General features: G+C 64.9%; 15 protein-coding genes and 1 pseudogene. 10 read left to right on the forward strand and 6 right to left on the reverse strand.

Going from position 1 to position 17,745, the window contains the following annotated elements:
* Window positions 1–3: 3 nt before the first annotated feature.
* Window positions 4–1,062 (reverse strand): hydantoinase/oxoprolinase family protein, encoded by a 1,059-nt coding sequence (locus tag E4P09_RS22015; RefSeq protein ID WP_137391795.1) that lies wholly within the window; start codon window positions 1,060–1,062, stop codon window positions 4–6.
* 23 nt (window positions 1,063–1,085) lie between these two features.
* On the opposite strand from E4P09_RS22015, the gene E4P09_RS22020 reads away from it, so the two are divergent.
* Window positions 1,086–1,802, forward strand: coding sequence for a HisA/HisF-related TIM barrel protein (locus E4P09_RS22020; protein WP_239025310.1), 717 nt, complete (start codon window positions 1,086–1,088; stop codon window positions 1,800–1,802).
* 6 nt (window positions 1,803–1,808) lie between these two features.
* Here the strand turns inward: E4P09_RS22020 and E4P09_RS22025 are convergent, their stop codons facing one another.
* From E4P09_RS22025 to E4P09_RS22045, 5 genes are all read right to left on the reverse strand, one after another.
* Window positions 1,809–2,786, reverse strand: coding sequence for an HpcH/HpaI aldolase/citrate lyase family protein (locus E4P09_RS22025; protein WP_137391796.1), 978 nt, complete (start codon window positions 2,784–2,786; stop codon window positions 1,809–1,811).
* Window positions 2,787–2,875: 89 nt separating this feature from the next.
* A complete protein-coding gene (locus tag E4P09_RS22030) occupies window positions 2,876–3,673 on the reverse strand; it encodes a slipin family protein (RefSeq protein ID WP_170984570.1) in 798 nt (265 codons plus the stop codon).
* Window positions 3,674–3,676: 3 nt separating this feature from the next.
* The gene (locus E4P09_RS22035; protein ID WP_137391797.1) at window positions 3,677–5,053 is read right to left on the reverse strand and encodes an NfeD family protein; all 1,377 of its coding nucleotides are present in this window, start codon (window positions 5,051–5,053) and stop codon (window positions 3,677–3,679) included.
* A gap of 78 nt (window positions 5,054–5,131) precedes the next feature.
* Window positions 5,132–6,634 (reverse strand): FAD-dependent oxidoreductase, encoded by a 1,503-nt coding sequence (locus E4P09_RS22040; protein ID WP_137391798.1) that lies wholly within the window; start codon window positions 6,632–6,634, stop codon window positions 5,132–5,134.
* A gap of 85 nt (window positions 6,635–6,719) precedes the next feature.
* Window positions 6,720–7,427 carry a glutathione S-transferase family protein gene (locus tag E4P09_RS22045; RefSeq protein ID WP_137391799.1) on the reverse strand — a complete coding sequence of 236 codons (708 nt, stop codon included), beginning with the start codon at window positions 7,425–7,427 and terminating at the stop codon, window positions 6,720–6,722.
* Between the two features lie 121 nt (window positions 7,428–7,548).
* Here E4P09_RS22045 and E4P09_RS22050 point away from each other — a divergent pair, with 121 nt between their 5' ends.
* From E4P09_RS22050 to E4P09_RS22090, 9 genes and pseudogenes are all read left to right on the forward strand, one after another.
* Window positions 7,549–8,481 carry a LysR substrate-binding domain-containing protein gene (locus E4P09_RS22050; RefSeq protein WP_137391800.1) on the forward strand — a complete coding sequence of 311 codons (933 nt, stop codon included), beginning with the start codon at window positions 7,549–7,551 and terminating at the stop codon, window positions 8,479–8,481.
* 90 nt (window positions 8,482–8,571) lie between these two features.
* Window positions 8,572–9,774 (forward strand): acetate/propionate family kinase, encoded by a 1,203-nt coding sequence (locus tag E4P09_RS22055; RefSeq protein WP_137391801.1) that lies wholly within the window; start codon window positions 8,572–8,574, stop codon window positions 9,772–9,774.
* A gap of 260 nt (window positions 9,775–10,034) precedes the next feature.
* Window positions 10,035–10,850 carry an ABC transporter ATP-binding protein gene (locus E4P09_RS22060; protein WP_137391802.1) on the forward strand — a complete coding sequence of 272 codons (816 nt, stop codon included), beginning with the start codon at window positions 10,035–10,037 and terminating at the stop codon, window positions 10,848–10,850.
* Window positions 10,847–12,793 carry an AMP-dependent synthetase/ligase gene (locus tag E4P09_RS22065; RefSeq protein WP_137391803.1) on the forward strand — a complete coding sequence of 649 codons (1,947 nt, stop codon included), beginning with the start codon at window positions 10,847–10,849 and terminating at the stop codon, window positions 12,791–12,793. Before E4P09_RS22060 ends, E4P09_RS22065 begins: the two co-directional genes overlap by 4 nt.
* Window positions 12,793–13,680, forward strand: coding sequence for a branched-chain amino acid ABC transporter permease (locus tag E4P09_RS22070; protein WP_137391804.1), 888 nt, complete (start codon window positions 12,793–12,795; stop codon window positions 13,678–13,680). The genes E4P09_RS22065 and E4P09_RS22070 overlap by 1 nt, the downstream gene beginning before the upstream one ends.
* Complete coding sequence (locus tag E4P09_RS22075) at window positions 13,680–14,753, forward strand: branched-chain amino acid ABC transporter permease (protein WP_137391805.1); 1,074 nt, start codon at window positions 13,680–13,682, stop codon at window positions 14,751–14,753. Before E4P09_RS22070 ends, E4P09_RS22075 begins: the two co-directional genes overlap by 1 nt.
* Window positions 14,754–14,774: 21 nt before the next feature.
* The gene (locus E4P09_RS22080; protein WP_137391806.1) at window positions 14,775–16,037 is read left to right on the forward strand and encodes an ABC transporter substrate-binding protein; all 1,263 of its coding nucleotides are present in this window, start codon (window positions 14,775–14,777) and stop codon (window positions 16,035–16,037) included.
* A gap of 66 nt (window positions 16,038–16,103) precedes the next feature.
* Entirely contained in the window at window positions 16,104–16,895 is a 792-nt protein-coding gene (locus tag E4P09_RS22085; RefSeq protein WP_137391807.1) for an ABC transporter ATP-binding protein, read from the forward strand.
* Window positions 16,896–17,128: 233 nt separating this feature from the next.
* A pseudogene (locus E4P09_RS22090) lies at window positions 17,129–17,615 on the forward strand (cell wall hydrolase); the annotation flags it as partial.
* Between the last annotated feature and the right edge of the window lie 130 nt (window positions 17,616–17,745).

Here is a 17,745-nt window from a genome sequence, read left to right on the forward strand (position 1 = left end):
GCATCACCTCCCAGCCTTGTCTCCAGGACGTGATAACGCATAATCCAGCAGCAAGGCGACAGCCGCGGCCGGCGCGCAGGAACAAGCCGCGGCGGCCGCCTGCGGCGTGGTGGGGAAGAGGGTGTTGAAATCCACGTATGGACGGCCGAGACGCTCGGCGAGGCGCCGGACCACCGGCCGCCCGATGCCGGCGCCGATGACAGGAGAAAACGTGCTTGCCGCCCCCCGAGAGCAGACTAAGGCCACCGCTTCCCACAGCTGGCGCAGCTGCATCTCCGCGAACCACCGGCTCAGGGCCTTGCATTCTTCCAGTGTCGCGTCGCCCGTATCGCGGCCGATCATGCGCATGAGGCGCTGACAGGAGGCGGTGATCGTCTTTTCGCGATTATCGGCAGTCTGGTGCTGGTCGACCGCCTCGTCGAGCTCGCCCAATATCCGAAAGACGTCCGCCATGGTGGCGAAATACTCGTTCATGAGCGTGGTCCAACGGCCCCGGAACGGCGCGCGGTCGCAGATCGCCATGAGAAACGACCGGGTATAGCCTGTATAGACAAGCTCACCTTCCTGAAGCCGTTCCGCATCGGTATAGCCAAGTCCCACCCAGGCGCCGTCGCGCAGCGGGATGATGTCGGTGGTGGTCGAGCCCATATCCATGAACAGGCCGCTTCCTTGCGCGCGGGCGGCGATCATGGCGCTGGCATGCCAGTTGGCTGAGGCAATGTCCGCCTCATGGTCGGCGGCGCGCTCCGGGGCGAGGAAGCCGGCTCGGCCGCCATAGATGTTGACCTCCGCGGGGGCGAGCGCCGCGTCCATGATCCGGCTGAGCTGGCACACGCCTTCAGCCCGATTGACGAAGACATCGGCGAGCTCGCCGGTCATGGTCACGCCGTGATAGCTGGTGGTGCCAACCGCCTGCTGCGCCTCCGCCAGGGCCCGGTCGAGTTCGCCCAAGCCTTTCCACAAGGGGCACAGCACCTGTATGGCTGCCACCACGCGCCCGTCCTCGACCCGTGCCGCCTTGACATGGGCACCGCCGATATCCCATCCGATGGTTGCGGCCAAGACCCCTCCTGTGCAGGTGACCAATGCCTCACGCGCCCATGGATATCATTCCCGTGCTCGATGTGAAGGACGGATTGGTGGTTCATGCCAGGCGGGGGGAACGCAGCGCCTATCGGCCTATCGAGACGCCGTTGAGCGCGAGCGCTGCGCCGGGCGAGGTATTGGCGGGGCTGCTCGGGCTGCATCCCTTCCGGCAGGTCTATATCGCCGATCTCGATGCTATCCAGGGCACGGGCGACAATCGCGAGGCCACCGCCGCGCTGGCGAAGCACCATCCTGAAATCGAGTTCTGGATCGATCGCGGCACGGACGATCTCGGTGCGGCGCAGCGCTGGCTGGCTGAGGAACACGGCGTCCTGGTGCTTGGCAGCGAGTCGCAACGAGGTGTGGACATGGTGGCGGCAATGCGTGCCGAGCCGCGGGTCGCCCTCTCGCTGGATTTCCGCGGCGACGATTTCATCGGGCCCTCGGCCTTGCTGTCGGATCCGGGGCTCTGGCCGTCGCGGCTGATCGTGATGACGCTCGCACGGGTCGGCAGCGGCTTAGGGCCCGACCTCGCCCGGCTGCGGCAGATCAAGGCCCTGGCGGGCGACCGTATGATCATTGCGGCCGGCGGCATACGGGATGCGGCTGATCTCACCGCAGCGCACGAGGCGGGTGCCGCGGCGGTGCTGGTTGCCACCGCTCTGCATGACGGGCGGTTGCAATCGGCCGATCTCGCCGCCGCGTCAGCATCTTAGCGCCATCTACTGAGCGGCGATCTGCTCCGCCTTCTTCACCAGCACCTGGGCCTGGCGGATCGAGGCGTAATCGATGAGCTTGCCGTCCAACGAGACCGCCCCGCGCCCGGCCTTGGCGGCTTCATCCATGGCTTGAAGAATGCGGCGCGCCTGGGTGATCTCGGCCTCGCTCGGGCTCATCACCTCGTTGGCCAGCGCGATCTGCGAGGGGTGGATCGCCCATTTGCCTTCGCACCCCAGGGCGGCCGCACGCTTGGCGGCCGCGCGGTAGCCGTCCGGGTCGGAGAAATCACCGAATGGGCCATCGATCGGCCGCAAGCCATTGGCGCGGGCTGCCACCACCATGCGGGCGATCGCATAGTGCCACATATCGCCCCAATAGATATCGCGCGGCGCCTCGCCCTGCTTGTCGGCAAGCACGGCGTAATCCGGATTGGCGCCGCCGATATTGGTGGTCTTGGCCTTGGTGGAGGCGGCATAGTCGGCCACGCCGAAGTGGAGCGACTGGTTTCGCTTGCTCGCCCCGGCGATGGCATTGATGTTCTGCATGCCCAGGGCCGTCTCGATGATCAGCTCGAAGCCGATGCGTTTCCTGCGCCCCTTGGCCGCTTCGATCTGGGTTGCGAGCATGTCGACCGCGTAGACGTCGCTCGCCGTGCCCACCTTGGGAATCATAATGAGATCGAGACGTTCGCCCGCCTGTTCCAGCACGTCGACCACGTCCCGGTACATGTAGTGTGTGTCCAGGCCATTGATGCGCACCGACAGGGTCTTGTTGCCCCAGTCGATGTCGTTGATCGCCTGGATGACATTCTTCCGGGCCTGCTCCTTGTCGTCGGGGGCAACCGCATCTTCCAGATCGAGGAAGATGACGTCCGCTGCCGATTTCGCCGCTTTCTCGAACAGCTTGGTCTGGCTGCCCGGGACGGCAAGCTCGCTGCGGTTGAGGCGGGGCTCCGCCTGCTCGACGACATGGAAGCTCATCTGGTGCGCTCTCTCTCCAACAACTGCCCTCGGCGGTGCAGAGCAGCCGAGACGGTCGGCCAAGTCAAGAGCGAAGCTGACAGCAGCCGTCACGTCTGCTCGCGGGCACTCCCGGAACCGGCCACATTGCCGGCGGTGCTGGGCGTGAGTATGCCGCGCATGATGTCGATGGGCACGGGAAAGACGATGGTCGAATTCTTCTCGTCGGCGATGTCGTAGAGGGTTGAGAGGTAGCGCAGCTGCATCGCCTCGGGAGTCGCTGCGAGGGTGCGCGCAGCCTCGACCAGGCGTTCCGCGGCCTGGTGCTCGCCTTCCGCATTGATGATGCGCGCGCGTCTGTTGCGCTCGGCCTCGGCCTGGCGGGCGATGGCGCGCACCATGCTCTCGTCGATGTCGACATGCTTGATCTCGACATTGGCGACTTTGATGCCCCAGGCGTCGGTCTGGCTATCCAGGATCTCCTGAAGGTCCTGGTTCAGCTTGTCGCGTTCGGCGAGCATCTCATCGAGGTCGTGCTTGCCGAGCACCGACCGCAGAGTTGTCTGGGCGAGCTGGCTGGTGGCCATCATATAGTCCTCGACCTGAATGACGGCCTTGTCCGGGTCTACCACGCGGAAATAGATCACCGCGTTCACTTTCACCGACACGTTATCGTGGGAGATGACGTCCTGGCTCGGCACGTCGAGCACGATCGTGCGCAGGTCCACCCGCACCAGTTGCTGCACGAACGGCACCAGGATGATGAGACCCGGCCCCTTTACCCCGGAGAAACGGCCGAGCGTAAAGACCACGCCCCGTTCGTATTCCCGCAGGATCCGGATCACCGACACCACGATGCCGATTACGAAGGCGGCGATGACGAGATAGGCGAAGAGGTCGATCGGCATGGGTCAGAGTCCTCCTCCTTCAGGGGTTGGGCCTTCCGGCTCGACGATCAGGGTGAGGCCATCGCGGCCAGTCACGCGGATCTTCTGGCCGGGGCTCAGCGGCTTGCTCGCGCGGGCCTGCCACTGCTCGCCCGCGATGTGGACCAGGCCGCTCGCGTGCGACCAGGCGCGCACCTCTCCCTTGGCACCGATGATGGCCGCGCTGCCGCTCACCACTTGACGTCGATGGGCGCGCACCGCCGCGGCCAGCACGATCACGAGCAGGATTGCGCTCAGGAGGCTCGCGGTGACCACAACGGCAGGTGAGAGCTGAAAGCCTGGCACCTCGTCGAACAAGAAGAACGAGCCGATGGCGAAGGCGGTGACCCCGCCGATGCCGAGCACCCCGAAGGAGGGTGCGAACACCTCGGCCACCATGAGGGCAACACCCAGCAGAATAAGGGCCACACCGGCATAGTTGATCGGCAGGAGATTGAGGGCGAACAGGCCGAGAATCAGCGATATCCCGCCGATCACGCCGGGGAAGATGGCGCCGCCGCTGACGAATTCGAAGATGATGCCGTACATCCCGACGAGCAGCAGGATATAGGCAATGTTCGGGTTGGTGATGATGCCGAGAAGGCGCGTGCGCCAGCCAGGCTCCATGGCGGCGATGGAAAGGTCCGCGGTGCGCAGGGTGACATCATTGCCCGAGACGCGGACGGTACGACCGTCGGCCTTGGCCAGCAGGTCGTCGAGATCGGTGGCTATGATCTCGATGACCCCTTGGTCGAGCGCGGCGCTTGCCGGAAGGCTTGCGGCCTCGCGTACGGCCTGCTCGGCCCAGTCAGCGTTCCGGTCGTTGAGCTCCGCAAGGCCGCGGATGAAGGCAACCGCGTCATTGACCGCCTTCGCCGTCGATGGATCACCGGTCCCTTTCTCGCCCTCGCCGTCTTCCTCACCCCGGCCGAAGGGCTGGCCGCCGCCCAGCTGGACCGGGGTCGCCGCGCCGAGATTGGTGCCGGGCGCCATGGCCGCCAGATGGCTGGCGTAGAGAATGTACGTTCCGGCACTGGCGGCCCGCGCACCGCCCGGCGCCACATAGACCACGACCGGTACGGGGGAAGCCAGAATATCGCGGATGATGTCGCGCATGGCGCTTGCCAGGCCGCCGGGCGTGTCCATGCGCAGGATAACGACCGCCGCATTTCTATCGGCAGCCGTCGCGAGCCCCTGGGCGATGTAATCGGTGGTTGCCGGTCCGATCGCGCCTTTCACATCGAGCAAAATGGCGGTGCGGCCAGCGGCACTGTCCTGCGGGCGAGCCGGATCCACCACCGCCAGCGTGGCGAAGAGCAAGGCCGCGGCAAGGAGCAGGAGCGACCAGGGGCTGGCCGGCATCGAGTGTCTCGCGGCGTTGGCAGGTCGTCGCCTCATCCTGCACCTTGCTTGGGGCGCGGCAGCCTCGCGCGCGAGGGCTCAGCCCGTGATGTGGGTGCCCAACGGCTTGGTGGCTGGCCCGTGGATCACTTCGCCATTGAGCTCGAAACGGGAGCCGTGGCAGGGGCAGTCCCAAGTGCGGTCGGCCTCGTTCCAGCCGACGATACAGCCCATGTGGCTGCAGACCGCGGAGACCGCGTGCACCTGGCCGCGCTCGTCCTTGAAGGCGGCGACGTGCTCGCCATTGATCTTCAGAATCGCCGCCTCGCCCGGCGCCAGCTCGGCAAAGGATTTCGGCTTGCGGGAGAGGTAGCCGGTGACGAGGTGGCTGGCGACGTGGACGTTCTCCTTCACGAACTCCGCACCGCCTGCAATGGGTTTGACGCGGGTCGCATCGAACAGGTCGAGCCAGCGGTTTTCCTTCCCCGCCGCCAAGTCGGCCAGGATCATGGCTGCCACCGTGCCATTGCTGATGCCCCAGGCGTTGAAGCCGGTGCCGACCAGATAGCCGTCAGTTCCGGAGGATGACCAGCCGATAAACGGGGCGCCGTCCATGGCGGTGTAGTCCTCATTCACCCAGCGGTATTCGACCGGACCGGTGTCGAAATTGTCGGCCAGCCAACTCTCGATATCGGCAAAGTACTGCCGCTCCTCGTCGGTGTGGCCGGGCTTGAAGCCGGTGCCGGCGACGATCGCATAAACATCGCCCTTGGCTCGGGCATGGGTGCGGATCGAGTGGCTCGGCTGCTCGGCATTGATATACATGCCGGCGAGCGGCTGGACGATCCTTGCGGCGATCACCGGCTCCGCATAGGGGTAAGCCTGGGCGTAATAGCCGCCCACCTGGCCCAAGGGCAGGTGGGTCGCCATGACCACATGCCGCGCGCGGATGGTGCCGTGGTCGGTCGCCACCCGGGTCGGTTCCCAATCCACCACACGGCTGTGTTCGAACACGTGGCAGCCGCCGCCGGGAATGGTGGCCGCCAGGCCCACCACATATTTCGTAGGGTGGAACTGCGCCTGGTCATCGAAGCGCAGCGCCGCGTGCACCTGAAATGGCAGTCCGATCTCACGGGTGAGGCACGCGGGCAGGCCGAGGCGGCGCGCCACCTCGGCCTCCTTCTCGATCTGGCCGACATAGTTCTCGTCGAGCGTGTAGAGATAGGCGGGCTTGCTCTCGATGTCGCAGGCGATGCCATGCTCGGCCGCCAGGCTGCGGATCTTGCGGATGCCGGTTTCCTGCGCTTCCGCGTAGAGCTTGGCGCGCGCCTCGCCGAACTTCTGCTCCAGGGTCTGGTAGATGATACTGTGTTGCGAGGTCATCTTGGCGGTCGACTTGCCGGTCACCTGGCGCCCAACCTTCCGCGCCTCCACCACCGCCGTGGTCAGGCCTCTATCCTTGAGCAGGCGGGCCGTGGTGATGCCGACAATGCCTCCGCCGATGACGGCGATGTCGACATCAATTTCGCCTGAGAGCTGCGGGAACTCCGGAGCGGCGGCGGTGGTGTTCCAATAGGTTCGGTCTTGCGGCAGATCGGGCATGGCGGGCCTCCAGCGCTCGGCTTAACAATGGCCGGCGCAGGGTGCCCGTTCCCGACATGCCCCGATCTCTGATGGATTCCGCCGTTCAGACCGGCTCGCGCAGCCTATGGAGCACCTCCTCAAGCGAAACGTGGCCAGCAAAACCGCCCGTGCCGCGGGCCGGCTTCTCCTCTTCGATCGCGTGGGCGAACCGCACCGCCGGGTCGTTCTGAAGCTTCTGGTAGAGGCGGTTCACAGCGGGGAAGTCGTGGCGGTCGAGCGCGCGGTGGAAGTCGTTCCAGCGGGCGATGCCGACGAAATAGGCGTCAGCCACTGTCGGGTGATCGCCAACGAGCCAGTCGCGGCCACCGAGCATCCGTTCCAGATCGCCATGAGCCTTGGTCACTTCGGCCTTGCCATAGGCCCTTAGCACGTCCTTCTCCAGCCCTTCTCGGCCATGGTCGAGGGCATACCAGAGCGGGCTGAAGGCACCGAAAAAGCTGGTATTGAGGAAGGCCAGCATAGCATTGAGCCTGTCAAATTCCGGCGTGCCCTGGGCAAAGCCGAGGCCTTTGTCGATGCCTTGCGCAGCGATGTGGTTGAGAATGGCCATGCTCTCGCTGAGGAGCCCACCCTTTTCGGTGAGCATGGTGGGCGTTTCTCCAACCGGGTTGATGCGCCGGTAGTCCTCGCCCGAGACCACTTCGGGCATCTCGATGCGGCACAGCTGATACGGCTTGCCGAGCCATTCCAGAGCCACGATCGATCCGAAGGAGCAGCCTTCCGGCACGCCGTAAAACAGAACAGGTAGCATGATCACCTCCATAGCGCGAACCCCATCTGGCCCGCGGTAAGTTTTCCCTGATCAATCTGCATTCGTGGCCGTTGACTGTGTAGCGGCCAAGTTGGAGACTTATCGTCCATATTTGTGGACGATGGCCATGCTCAACCTGAACGACCTCTACTTCTTCGCGCAAGCCGTGGAGAGCGGCAGCTTTGCGGGTGCAGCGCGGGTTCTGAACACCCCGAAGTCGACGGTCAGCAAGCGGGTGGCCGAATTGGAAGGGCGCCTTGGCGTGCGGCTCATTCATCGCACATCGCGCAGCTTCGCCCTTACCGACATCGGCCGGGAGGTGTTCGAGCACGCGCGGGCGGTGCTGATCGAGGCGGAGAGCGCCGAGGCGGTGGTACGCCGGCGCCTGGCCGAGCCGAGCGGCACCATCAAGCTCACCACATCGGTGCCGGTTGCGCAGTTCTATCTCGCCGACCAGCTGCCGGTCCTGGCGCGAACCTATCCCAAGCTCATGCTGCAGGTGCATGTGAGCGACCGGTTCGTGGACGTGGTGCAGGAGGGGTTCGACATCGCCATCCGCAGCCATTTCGGGCCGCTGCCAGACTCCAGCCTCGTGCAGCGCCGGGCCAAGACCGAGCCCATCTTCGTCGTCGCCGCGCCCGCCTATCTGGAAAAGCGTGGTGCGCCGGTCGGTCCAGAGGCCCTCGCCGAACATGATGGACTGCTGATCGGGCCGTCAGCAACGGCATGGCGGCTGCGGGATGCGGACGGACAAGAGTGCCAGGTGAAGCCGCACCCGCGTCTGCTGGCCGATGAATCGAGCCTTCTGCTCGGGGCGGCCGAGGCTGGGCTGGGCCTCACCTGCCTGCCCGAGGAAATCTGCCGGCCTGCGATGACGCGGGGCAGGCTGGTGCGAGTGCTGCCGGGCTGGACCGCCGGGATGGTGACGACCACCTTCCTCATGCCGCCGCGGCGCAGCCAATTGCCGGCGGTGCGGGCTACCGTGGACTTCCTGGCCAGCCGCTGGATCAAGGCCGATGCATCGGCGGGCCATGGATCTGGCGCTCCCGTATAGCGCCCCATTGGGCCGATGGTCCTTGGGCTTTTCGGCTTCTCTGTGCCATGGTGTCCTATAGGGTCCATATATCGGCAGGGCTTAGGCATCATGGCGGGATCGGATCTTGTGCTGACGGTCAATCCGGGCTCGTCGACCATCAAATTCGCAGGCTTTTCGGCCAGGCCATCGGGCGCGCCGGCCTTGTTCCGCGCCAAGATCGATTTCGCCAGGCAGCCGCTTCAGCTGGACGTGAACAGCGCGAAGGAACATGAGGCCCATACGGTGCAGCGCGGATCGCCGGATGACCTCGCCGGCATCATGGCCGAAGTACTGGATATCTGCGCACAGTTGGCCGGCGAGAGCCGGATCACCGCCGTGGGGCACCGGGTGGTGCATGGGGGCAACCGGTTTGCCGGACCGGTGCGGGTGACCAGCGATACGCTAGCGCAGATCGAGGCACTGGTGCCGCTCGCACCGCTGCACCAGCCGCAGAGCGTGGCACTGATCAAGGCGACAGCCAGCACCCGACCGGACCTGCCGCAGGTCGCCTGCTTCGATACCGCTTTCCACCATACTCAGCGGCCGGAGGTGCGGCGCCTGGCCATCCCGCGCCAGCTTTACGAGGAGGGCGTTCAGCGCTACGGCTTCCACGGACTCTCCTACGCCTATATTGCGCACCGGCTGCGGGAAGTTGCCCCGGAAATCGCCAAAGGCCGCGTGGTTGTCGCCCATCTCGGCAGCGGTGCCAGCCTGTGCGGCATGAAAGATGGTGTCAGCATCGACACCACCATGGGCTTCTCGACGCTCGACGGCATTCCCATGAGCACCCGTTGCGGCGCGCTGGACCCGGGCGTGATCCTCTACCTGTTGCAGCAGCGTGGCTGCTCCCCTGCGCAGGCCGAGGAGATGCTATACCATCACTGTGGTTTGCTCGGCGTGTCCGGCATCAGCGGCGACACCCGTCTGCTGATCGAGAAGGCGCGCGAGCACGGTGGCGAGGCCGAACGGGCGCGGGAAGCGCTTGACCTGTTCTGCTTCCATATTGCCCGGCAGACGGCCGCGCTAGCCAACAGTCTAGGCGGGCTGGACGCCCTGGTGTTCACCGCCGGCATTGGCGAGAATCAGCCGGAGATCCGCGCCCTTGCCTGTCGTCACCTCGGCTGGCTCGGTGTAAAGATCGACGAGGCCGCCAACCGGCAGAACGCGATGCGGATTGACACGACGCGGAAAGGTGTCGCGATTCTCGTGCTGCCGACTGATGAGGAATGGATGATTGCAGAGGAGATACGCGGGCCACTGGGCTGGCATTGAAACCTTTGGATAAGTTGACACGGCTTAGTGAAGCGTATTCAATAACGATTGGGCTGCCGGCATCAGAACAATAAGCGCGGCATGGAGGAATAATGGGTGGGGCATGCGACAGCTGTCATGGCGGGCCAGCGTCCTGACGCGGAAATCCTGCATTACCAGTAGCTATAGTCGCGGGGCGAGCACATTGTGCCGGGCAGGCCTTGCTGCCGGTTTCGGCGGCGGCGCGCTGCTGAGTCGACTTTACCAAAGCGTCTACCGGCATGGCTGGTGAGCTCAGCAATGGCGAGCGCGTGCTCGACTGCCGCGGCATCGAGCGCAGCTTCGGCGGTCTCAGGGCGCTGAAGGGCGTCGACATTCACGTCGATCGTGGCGAGATCTTTGGCCTGGTCGGCCCCAACGGCTCCGGCAAGACCACCATGGTGAACGTGATCACCGGCTTCTATCCCCCCAATGCCGGCACGGTCATGCTGTTCGGCGAGAACGTGACCCGCCTAAAACCCCACGTGATTGCCGCGAAGGGCGTGGCGCGGACCTTCCAGAACCTGGCCCTGTTCCGGGGCATGAGCGTGCTCGACAACATTCTGCTCGGCCGGCACGTCCATATGCGGCCAGGCGCCCTGCCCACTCTGTTCTATTGGTGGTGGGCGCAGCGGGAGGAGCTGGCGCATCGGCGGGTGGTGGAGGAGATCATCGATTTCATGCAGCTGCAGGACATCCGCGACGAGCCGGTCGAGGTGATCCCGATGGGACTGCAGAAGCGGGTGGAGCTTGCCCGCGCCTTGGTGGCGCAGCCCAAGCTCTTGATCCTGGATGAGCCCATGGCCGGCATGAACCAGGAGGAGAAGGAGTATATTGCCCGCTTCATCCTGGATGCCCGCGACGAGCGCAAAGTCTCGATCCTCCTCATCGAGCACCACATGGACGTGGTGACGGCCATTTGCGACCGGATCACCGTGCTGAGCTACGGGGAGATCATCGCCGAGGGCGAGCCGCGGACAGCTATTGCAGACCCCAAGGTGGTTCAGGCCTATCTCGGCGACAGGGCAGCAGCGCGGCATGCGGGGGTGGCGGCATGAGTGGAGCGCCGCCGCTGGCGATCACCTCCTGGCCGCGGCGCGAGGACGGCCTACCGGCGACATTGATCGCGGCACTAGCTCGCAACGCGCTGAAGGACGGCGACCGAATCGGTTTCCGCGAGCGGGACTATGGCGTGTGGCAAGAGGCCTCCTGGCGCGACGTGCTCATGGAGGTCGTGAGCTTTGCCGCAGGCATGGAGACATTGGGCCTTGCACCCGGACAGGCGCTGACGGTGGTCGGCGACAACCGGGCGCGGCTCTATTACGCCATGCTGGCGGCCAACGCCTTGCGCGCGTTTCCCGCACCGGTTTTTCCCGACGTGCCGGTGGACGAACTGGTGGATTACACCCGCAACGGCGAGCCCAGCATTGCGGTGGCGGAAGACCAGGAGCAGGTGGATAAGCTCCTTGAGCTGCGCGAGCGCACCGGGCGCCCCAAGACCATCATCTATGACGATGTGCGCGGGATCGGCGCCTACAATGTCGAGGGCGTGATCTCAGCGGACGCGGTGATCGAAACTGGGCGCGAGCGCCTCGCGCAAGAGCCCGGGCTCGCGCAAGATCTCGTCAATCGTGCGCAAGCCGACGATATCGCCGTGCTGCTGCATTCCTCCGGCACAACGGGCGTGCCCAAGGGCATTCCGCTGCGCCATCGCAACGTGATCACCGGCATCAACAATGCAGCGCAGGGCGGCTATTTCAAGCCGCACGAGGAGCTGTTCGCCTATTTGCCGACGGCCTGGGTTGGCGATTTCATCTTCAGCCTGGGCGCGGGGGTGGTGCTTACCTCGACCATCAGCATTCCCGAGCGGCAGGAGACGGCGCTGCACGATCTTCGCGAGGTGGCGCCCACCTTCTACCTTGCCGCGCCGCGGGCCTGGGACAACATGCTGACCCGCGTGCAGGTGGGCATGGCGGATTCCACGCCGCTCAAGCGCAGCCTGTTCAACTATTTCATCCCGCGGGCGATCGAGCTCGAACGCAAGCGGCTCGCGGGCGGCACCCCCAGTGCCTGGGAGCGCGTGGTGGATGCCGCCGGGGATGTGCTGATCTATGGCCCGATCCGTGATCACCTCGGCCTGTCCCGCGCCGAGCGAGCCTTCACCGGCGGCGAGGCCATCGGCGAGGACACGTTCCTGTTCTTCCGGGCGATCGGCATCAAGCTCAAGCAGTTCTATGGACAGACCGAGACCTCCGCCCTGTCGGCCGCCCAGACCGAGGACCATGTGAAGCTGCACACCGTTGGGCAGATCATGCCGGGCGTGGAGGTCAGGATCGACGACAGCGGAGAGATCCTGGTCAGGTCCGGCTCGGTGATCGACGGCTATTTCAATGCGCCGGAGGAAACGGCGAAAGCCTTTCAGGACGGCTGGCTCAAGACGGGGGATGCCGGCTATATCGAGCCGGATGGCGATCTGGTGGTGCTGGGGCGGGTGAGCGAGGTGGTGCGCACCGCATCGGGCGAGCGGTTCATTCCCAATTTCATCGAAAACCGACTGAAGTTCAGCTCTTTCGTGCGCAATGCGGCGGTGCTCGGTGCCGGCCGCCCGGTGCTGAACGCCATCATCTGCATCGATTTCGAGGCGGTGGGCCACTGGGCGGAGCAGCGCGCCATCTCCTATACCTCTTACGCCGACCTTTCGCAGAAGCCGGAGGTGCGCAAGCTGGTGGCCGGCATCATCCAGCACGTGAACAAGACCCAGCCGGAAACCCTGCGCATCCGCCGCTTCGTCAACCTGCACAAGGATTTCGACCCGGATGACGGCGAGATCACCCGCACCCGCAAGCTGCGCCGCAAGGTCATTGAGGAGCGATATGCGGCGTTGATCGATGCCCTCTACTCCGGCGCGGCCGAGGTCACCTTCGACGCGCAGATCACCTATGAAAGCGGCGAAAAGGGCGTGATCCGCCGCACGCTCGCCATCGAGGAGGTTCCGGTCTGATGGACTATATCCTGCTTACGGAACTTGCCATCAACGGCGTGTTCGTCGGCCTGATGTATGCCCTGGTGGCGGTCGGCATCGTGCTGATCTACAAGACTTCCGGGCTTGCCAACCTCGCCCAGGGAGCGCTGGCCATGATGGGCGGCTATGCCACCTGGGCGGTCGCTTCGTATTTCGGCCTGCCGGTTTGGGGCGCCATTCCCATCGCCATCGTGCTCATGTTCCTTGTCGGCGCGCTGATCGAGCGCCTTGCCCTGCGCCGCATGATCGGCCAGCCGGTGATCATGGTGATCATGCTCACCCTTGGCCTCGAGATCCTGCTACGGGGTCTGCTTCCGGGGGTTTTCGGCTCGGCGGTGAAGCGCCTCGACCTCGGCATCCCCAACGCACCCATCTTCCTGGGCGATTTCCTGATCAACCGCTCCATCCTGATCGGCGGCATCATCTCGCTGGTGATGATCTGCCTGGCGCTGGTGTTCTTCAATTCGCGGCTCGGGGTGATGATGCGGGCAGTCTCCGACGATCAGACTGCCTCATGGTCGGTGGGAATCCGGGTGGAGCGGGCGATCGCGGTTGCCTGGGGGCTGTCGTCGGTTATGGCCACGGTGGCCGGCGTGCTGTGGGGAGCAACGCAGGGCATCGACTGGTCGCTTTCACTGCTGCTGATCAAGGCGCTGGCCATCGCCATTCTCGGCGGGCTCGATTCCATACCCGGCGTGCTCATCGCCGGGGTGATTGTCGGCGTGGCGGAGAGCCTGGCCTCCGGCATACTGGATCCGCTGGTGGGCGGCGGCACGCGCGACGTGGTCGCCTCGGTCATCATCCTGCTGACGCTGCTGGTCAAGCCGCACGGCCTGTTCGGCCGCGAGCACATCGAGAGGGTGTGATGTTCTACCGCCGCGCCGGCATCAGGCACACGCGCTACCAGGACGAACGGCAGCTCTGGCCGCTGCCCTTCGACAAGGGCTTGGTGGCGGTCATTGCGGCGCTGCTGGTAGTCGCGCCCTTCGTTGTCGAGCCACTCTATCTCTCGAGCTATCTGCTGCCTTGGATCATCTGGTCCACCGCAGCGCTCGGGCTGAACTTCCTCATGGGCACGGCGGGGCAGATCCATCTCGGTTATGGGGCGGTGATGGCGATCGGCGCCTATACGGCCGTGCATCTCGTGCTCGCCGGCATTCCCTTCGAGATCGCGATGCTGGCGGGCGGGGTGATGAGCGCGGCGATCGGCATCGTGTTCGGGGCGGCGGCCCTCAGGGTGAAGGGCCTCTATCTCGCCATGGCGACGCTCGCCATGCAGTATATCGTCGACTTCGTGATCATGCATTTCCCCGCGATCTCCGGCGGCTCACTGGCCTCAATCGCGGTGCCGCCGGTGACCTTCCTCGGCGTGCCGGTGATCGGCGATGTCAGGACCTATTTCGTCGCGCTGATCATCTGCGCGATGGTGACCCTGTTCATGCTGAACGTGCAGCGCACGAGCTTCGGTCGCGCCCTCGCCGCGGTGCGCGAGAAAGACTACGCGGCCGAAGTGATCGGGGTGAGCACCTTCAAGTTCAAGCTGCTGGCCTTCTGGACCAGCTCGTTCATCGGCGGCGTGGTCGGAGCGGTCCTCGCAGTGTGCTATCTGCGTTCGGTGTCGCCCGACCAGTTCCACCTCGAGCTGTCGATCCAGCTGGTCGCGATGGTGATCGTGGGCGGGCTCGGCAGCGTGCTCGGCTCGTTCTTCGGGGCGGCGCTCATTCTGTTCACGCCCATCCTGCTCAACAACCTCATCGGCAGCCTCGCCTCCGACTTCGGCCTCGCCATCTCCACCGATTTGCGCTCCCATGTTCCGCTAATGCTTTATGGCGCGCTGATCATCGGATTCCTCTTGTGGGAGCCGCTGGGGCTGGCAAAAATCTACAACAACTTCAGAAATTACCTGCTCGTCTGGCCATTCCGGCATGCACAACGGTAGAGCAGCATGGGAGGAAGCAACATGGAAATCAGTCGTCGCAATCTGTTGGTGGGGGCCGCCGTCGCGGCCATCGCGTCCAATGTCAAGATCAGCGTGGCATCGGCGCAGGAGAAGGTCATCCGCTTCTCGATGCCGCAGGATTTCACTCGTATCTATACTTTCGTCACGGCAGAATACAGCCAGGGCCAGCGCGACTACATCACCCTGATCAACAGCCGCGGCGGCGTCAACGGGTACACCATTCTGGCCGACGTGTCGGATCACGGCAACGACCTGCCCCGCGCCATCGAGGCCTATGAGCGGGCCAAGGCGCAAGGGGCCGTGCTGATCGATCCGCTGTCCACACCAGTTGCGCGCGCGCTGGTCCCCCGCGTGCTGCAGGACAAGATCAACATGATCACCGCCTTCTCCGGGCGCAGCGACGCGGCGGACGGCACGGTGTTTCCCTATGTGTTCCCGCTGTCGCCGAATTACTGGACCCAAGCCGCCCTGCTCATCGACTTCTTCCGGCAGAAGGACGGCGATCTCAAGGGCAAGAAGATCTGCTTCGTGCATATCGACACGCCGTTCGGCAAGGAGCCGTTGCCAATCCTGCAGACCCTCAGCCAGAAGCTCGGGTTCGAGCTGCAGACCTTCCCGTACACGCCTCCCGGCAACGACCAGTCGGCGATCTGGCCACAGGTGCGGCGGGCGCGGCCGGACTGGGTGATGTTCTGGGGCGCAGGCGTCGGCCAGACAGTGGCGCTGACGGAAGCGATCCGCAATGGGCTGCCCATGGATCGGGTGTCGTCCAGCGTCTGGCTGTCGCAGTCGGACATGCAAGTGGTGGGCCCCGACCAGGCGGTCGGCGTCATGAAATTCGACCCATGCGTGACCGGCCGCGAGCCGAAGGTGATCCAGGACATCCTCAAGGAGGTGGTGCAAGCCGGCAAGGGCGCGGGCCCGGAGGACAAGATCGGCACGAACTACTACAATTACGGGGTCATGCTCGCGGGCATCATGGTCGAGGGCGTGCGGATGGCGTTCGAAAAGAACCCCGACGGCCCGATCGACGGCCCCTGGCTCAATCAGGGGCTCGTGTCGATCAAGGACTTCACGCTCGACGGCTACATGCCGCCGGTGACGGTGACACCGGAGGACCATCAAGGCGGCGGCATGGGCCGCGTGTCGCGCTGGGACGGCAAGAATTTCGTGCCGCAGACCGACTGGTTCACCGCCTACCAGGACGTGGTCTGGGACGAGATCAAGAAGTATTCCCAGGAATTCGCCAAGACCGGCAAGTAAGCAGCCCGTTTGCATCCGGCGGGATCTGACCCTGCCGGATGCAGCCATGACCCGCAGGAGGTGCCGTTGGCGCTGCTGAGCCTGAACAATATCGAGGTGGTCTACGACCGGGTGTTCCTGGCAGTCAAAGGCGTCTCGATCGAGGTGCCGGACGGCGGGCTCGTCGGCCTTCTCGGAGCGAATGGCGCCGGCAAGAGCACGGTGCTCAAGGCGATCAGCGGGTTGCTCAAGCCCGAGCGCGGGCTCGTCACCCGCGGCGACATCGCATTCCGGGGCGCCAGCATAACCGATCTCGATCCGCCGCAGCGGGTGCGGCTCGGCATCGTGCATGTGCTCGAGGGGCGGCGGGTATTCGGCCATCTGACGCCAGCGGAAAACATGCTGGCGGCCACGTCCATGCATCGGGACCGGGCCAAGACGCGGGCGCTGATGGACAAGATGTTCGCGCTGTTTCCGCGATTGGCGGAGCGCGCGAAGGCGAAAGCAGGCTATCTTTCCGGCGGTGAGCAGCAGATGCTGGCGATTGCCCGCGCACTGATGACCGAGCCGAAGCTCATCCTGCTGGATGAGCCGAGCCTGGGGCTTGCGCCGTTCCTGGTGGACGAAATCTTCGCCACCATCAAGCGCATAAACCAGGAGACCGGCGTCGGCATCCTGCTGGTGGAGCAGAATGCGGCTGCGGCGCTCGACATTGCCCATTCCGCCTATCTCATCGAGAACGGGCGGGTGGTGATGAGCGGATCGGCCGAGGTCATGCGCGCCAATCCGGACGTGCAAGATGCCTATCTCGGCGGGGCCCACAAGGTCGACTACCACGCGGTGAAGCACTACCGGCGGCGCAAGCGCTGGCTGGCTTAAGCAGGCCATAGGCTCGTGCAGGCCAATGCTGGCTGGAAAGTGGCCCTGCGCGGTGCCGACACAGTATTGCCGCAATACCCCGGTCTCTTGCGTCGTTGCGGGACGAGCGGGGATCTCTGCTCCCTTGGGATAGCGGGCCGGCACGCTCCAGATTTTTACGATTTGGAAAGCGGCCTTGGGCCTTGATGCGATTGGGCTCGTGTCCGATCGGAGAGCGGAAGAGGCAGACGGGGATGATAGAACGGATCTTGTCGGGCGCGGCCGTGATCGCACTCGTTTCACTGCTCGGCGCCTGTGGTCCGTTGTCGTCGTCGGCCCCGGTGATCACCGCCAGCGCGCGGCCGCACGTCACGCCCGCTTCCGCCACGCCGGCGCAGGAACGGGAATGCCTGATCCGGGCCATGTATTTCGAATCGCACCGCTCCAGCGAGGATGGCCTGCTAGCGGTCGGCACCGTGGTTATGAACCGGGTGCAGTCGCCGCAATATCCCGATACGATCTGCGGGGTGGTGGGTCAGAAGCGCCAATTCGCCTCCGGCGTGCTGACCCGCAGGATGAATCCTCGCGACTTGCCGAAGGTCGAGCAAGTGGCCGATACGGTGCTCGCGGGCAAGCGGCATGCGAAAGTCGGTCCGGCGATGTTCTTCCACCAGGCGGGCCTGCGCTTTCCCTACAAGAACATGCATTACGTGGCGGTGGCCGGCGGCAATGCCTTCTACATCAGGAAGTCGCGCGGCGATGCGGGGCGCACGGAACTTGCGGCCCTGCGGCGGCAGAACCCGGCGCCGAGCGTCCCAGCCCAGTCGGTTCTGCCTGCTTCGCAACCGATGCCGCCTGCGCCGCACCCAGC

The sequence above is a fragment of the Rhodoligotrophos defluvii genome, from assembly GCF_005281615.1.
Taxonomy (GTDB): domain Bacteria; phylum Pseudomonadota; class Alphaproteobacteria; order Rhizobiales; family Im1; genus Rhodoligotrophos; species Rhodoligotrophos defluvii.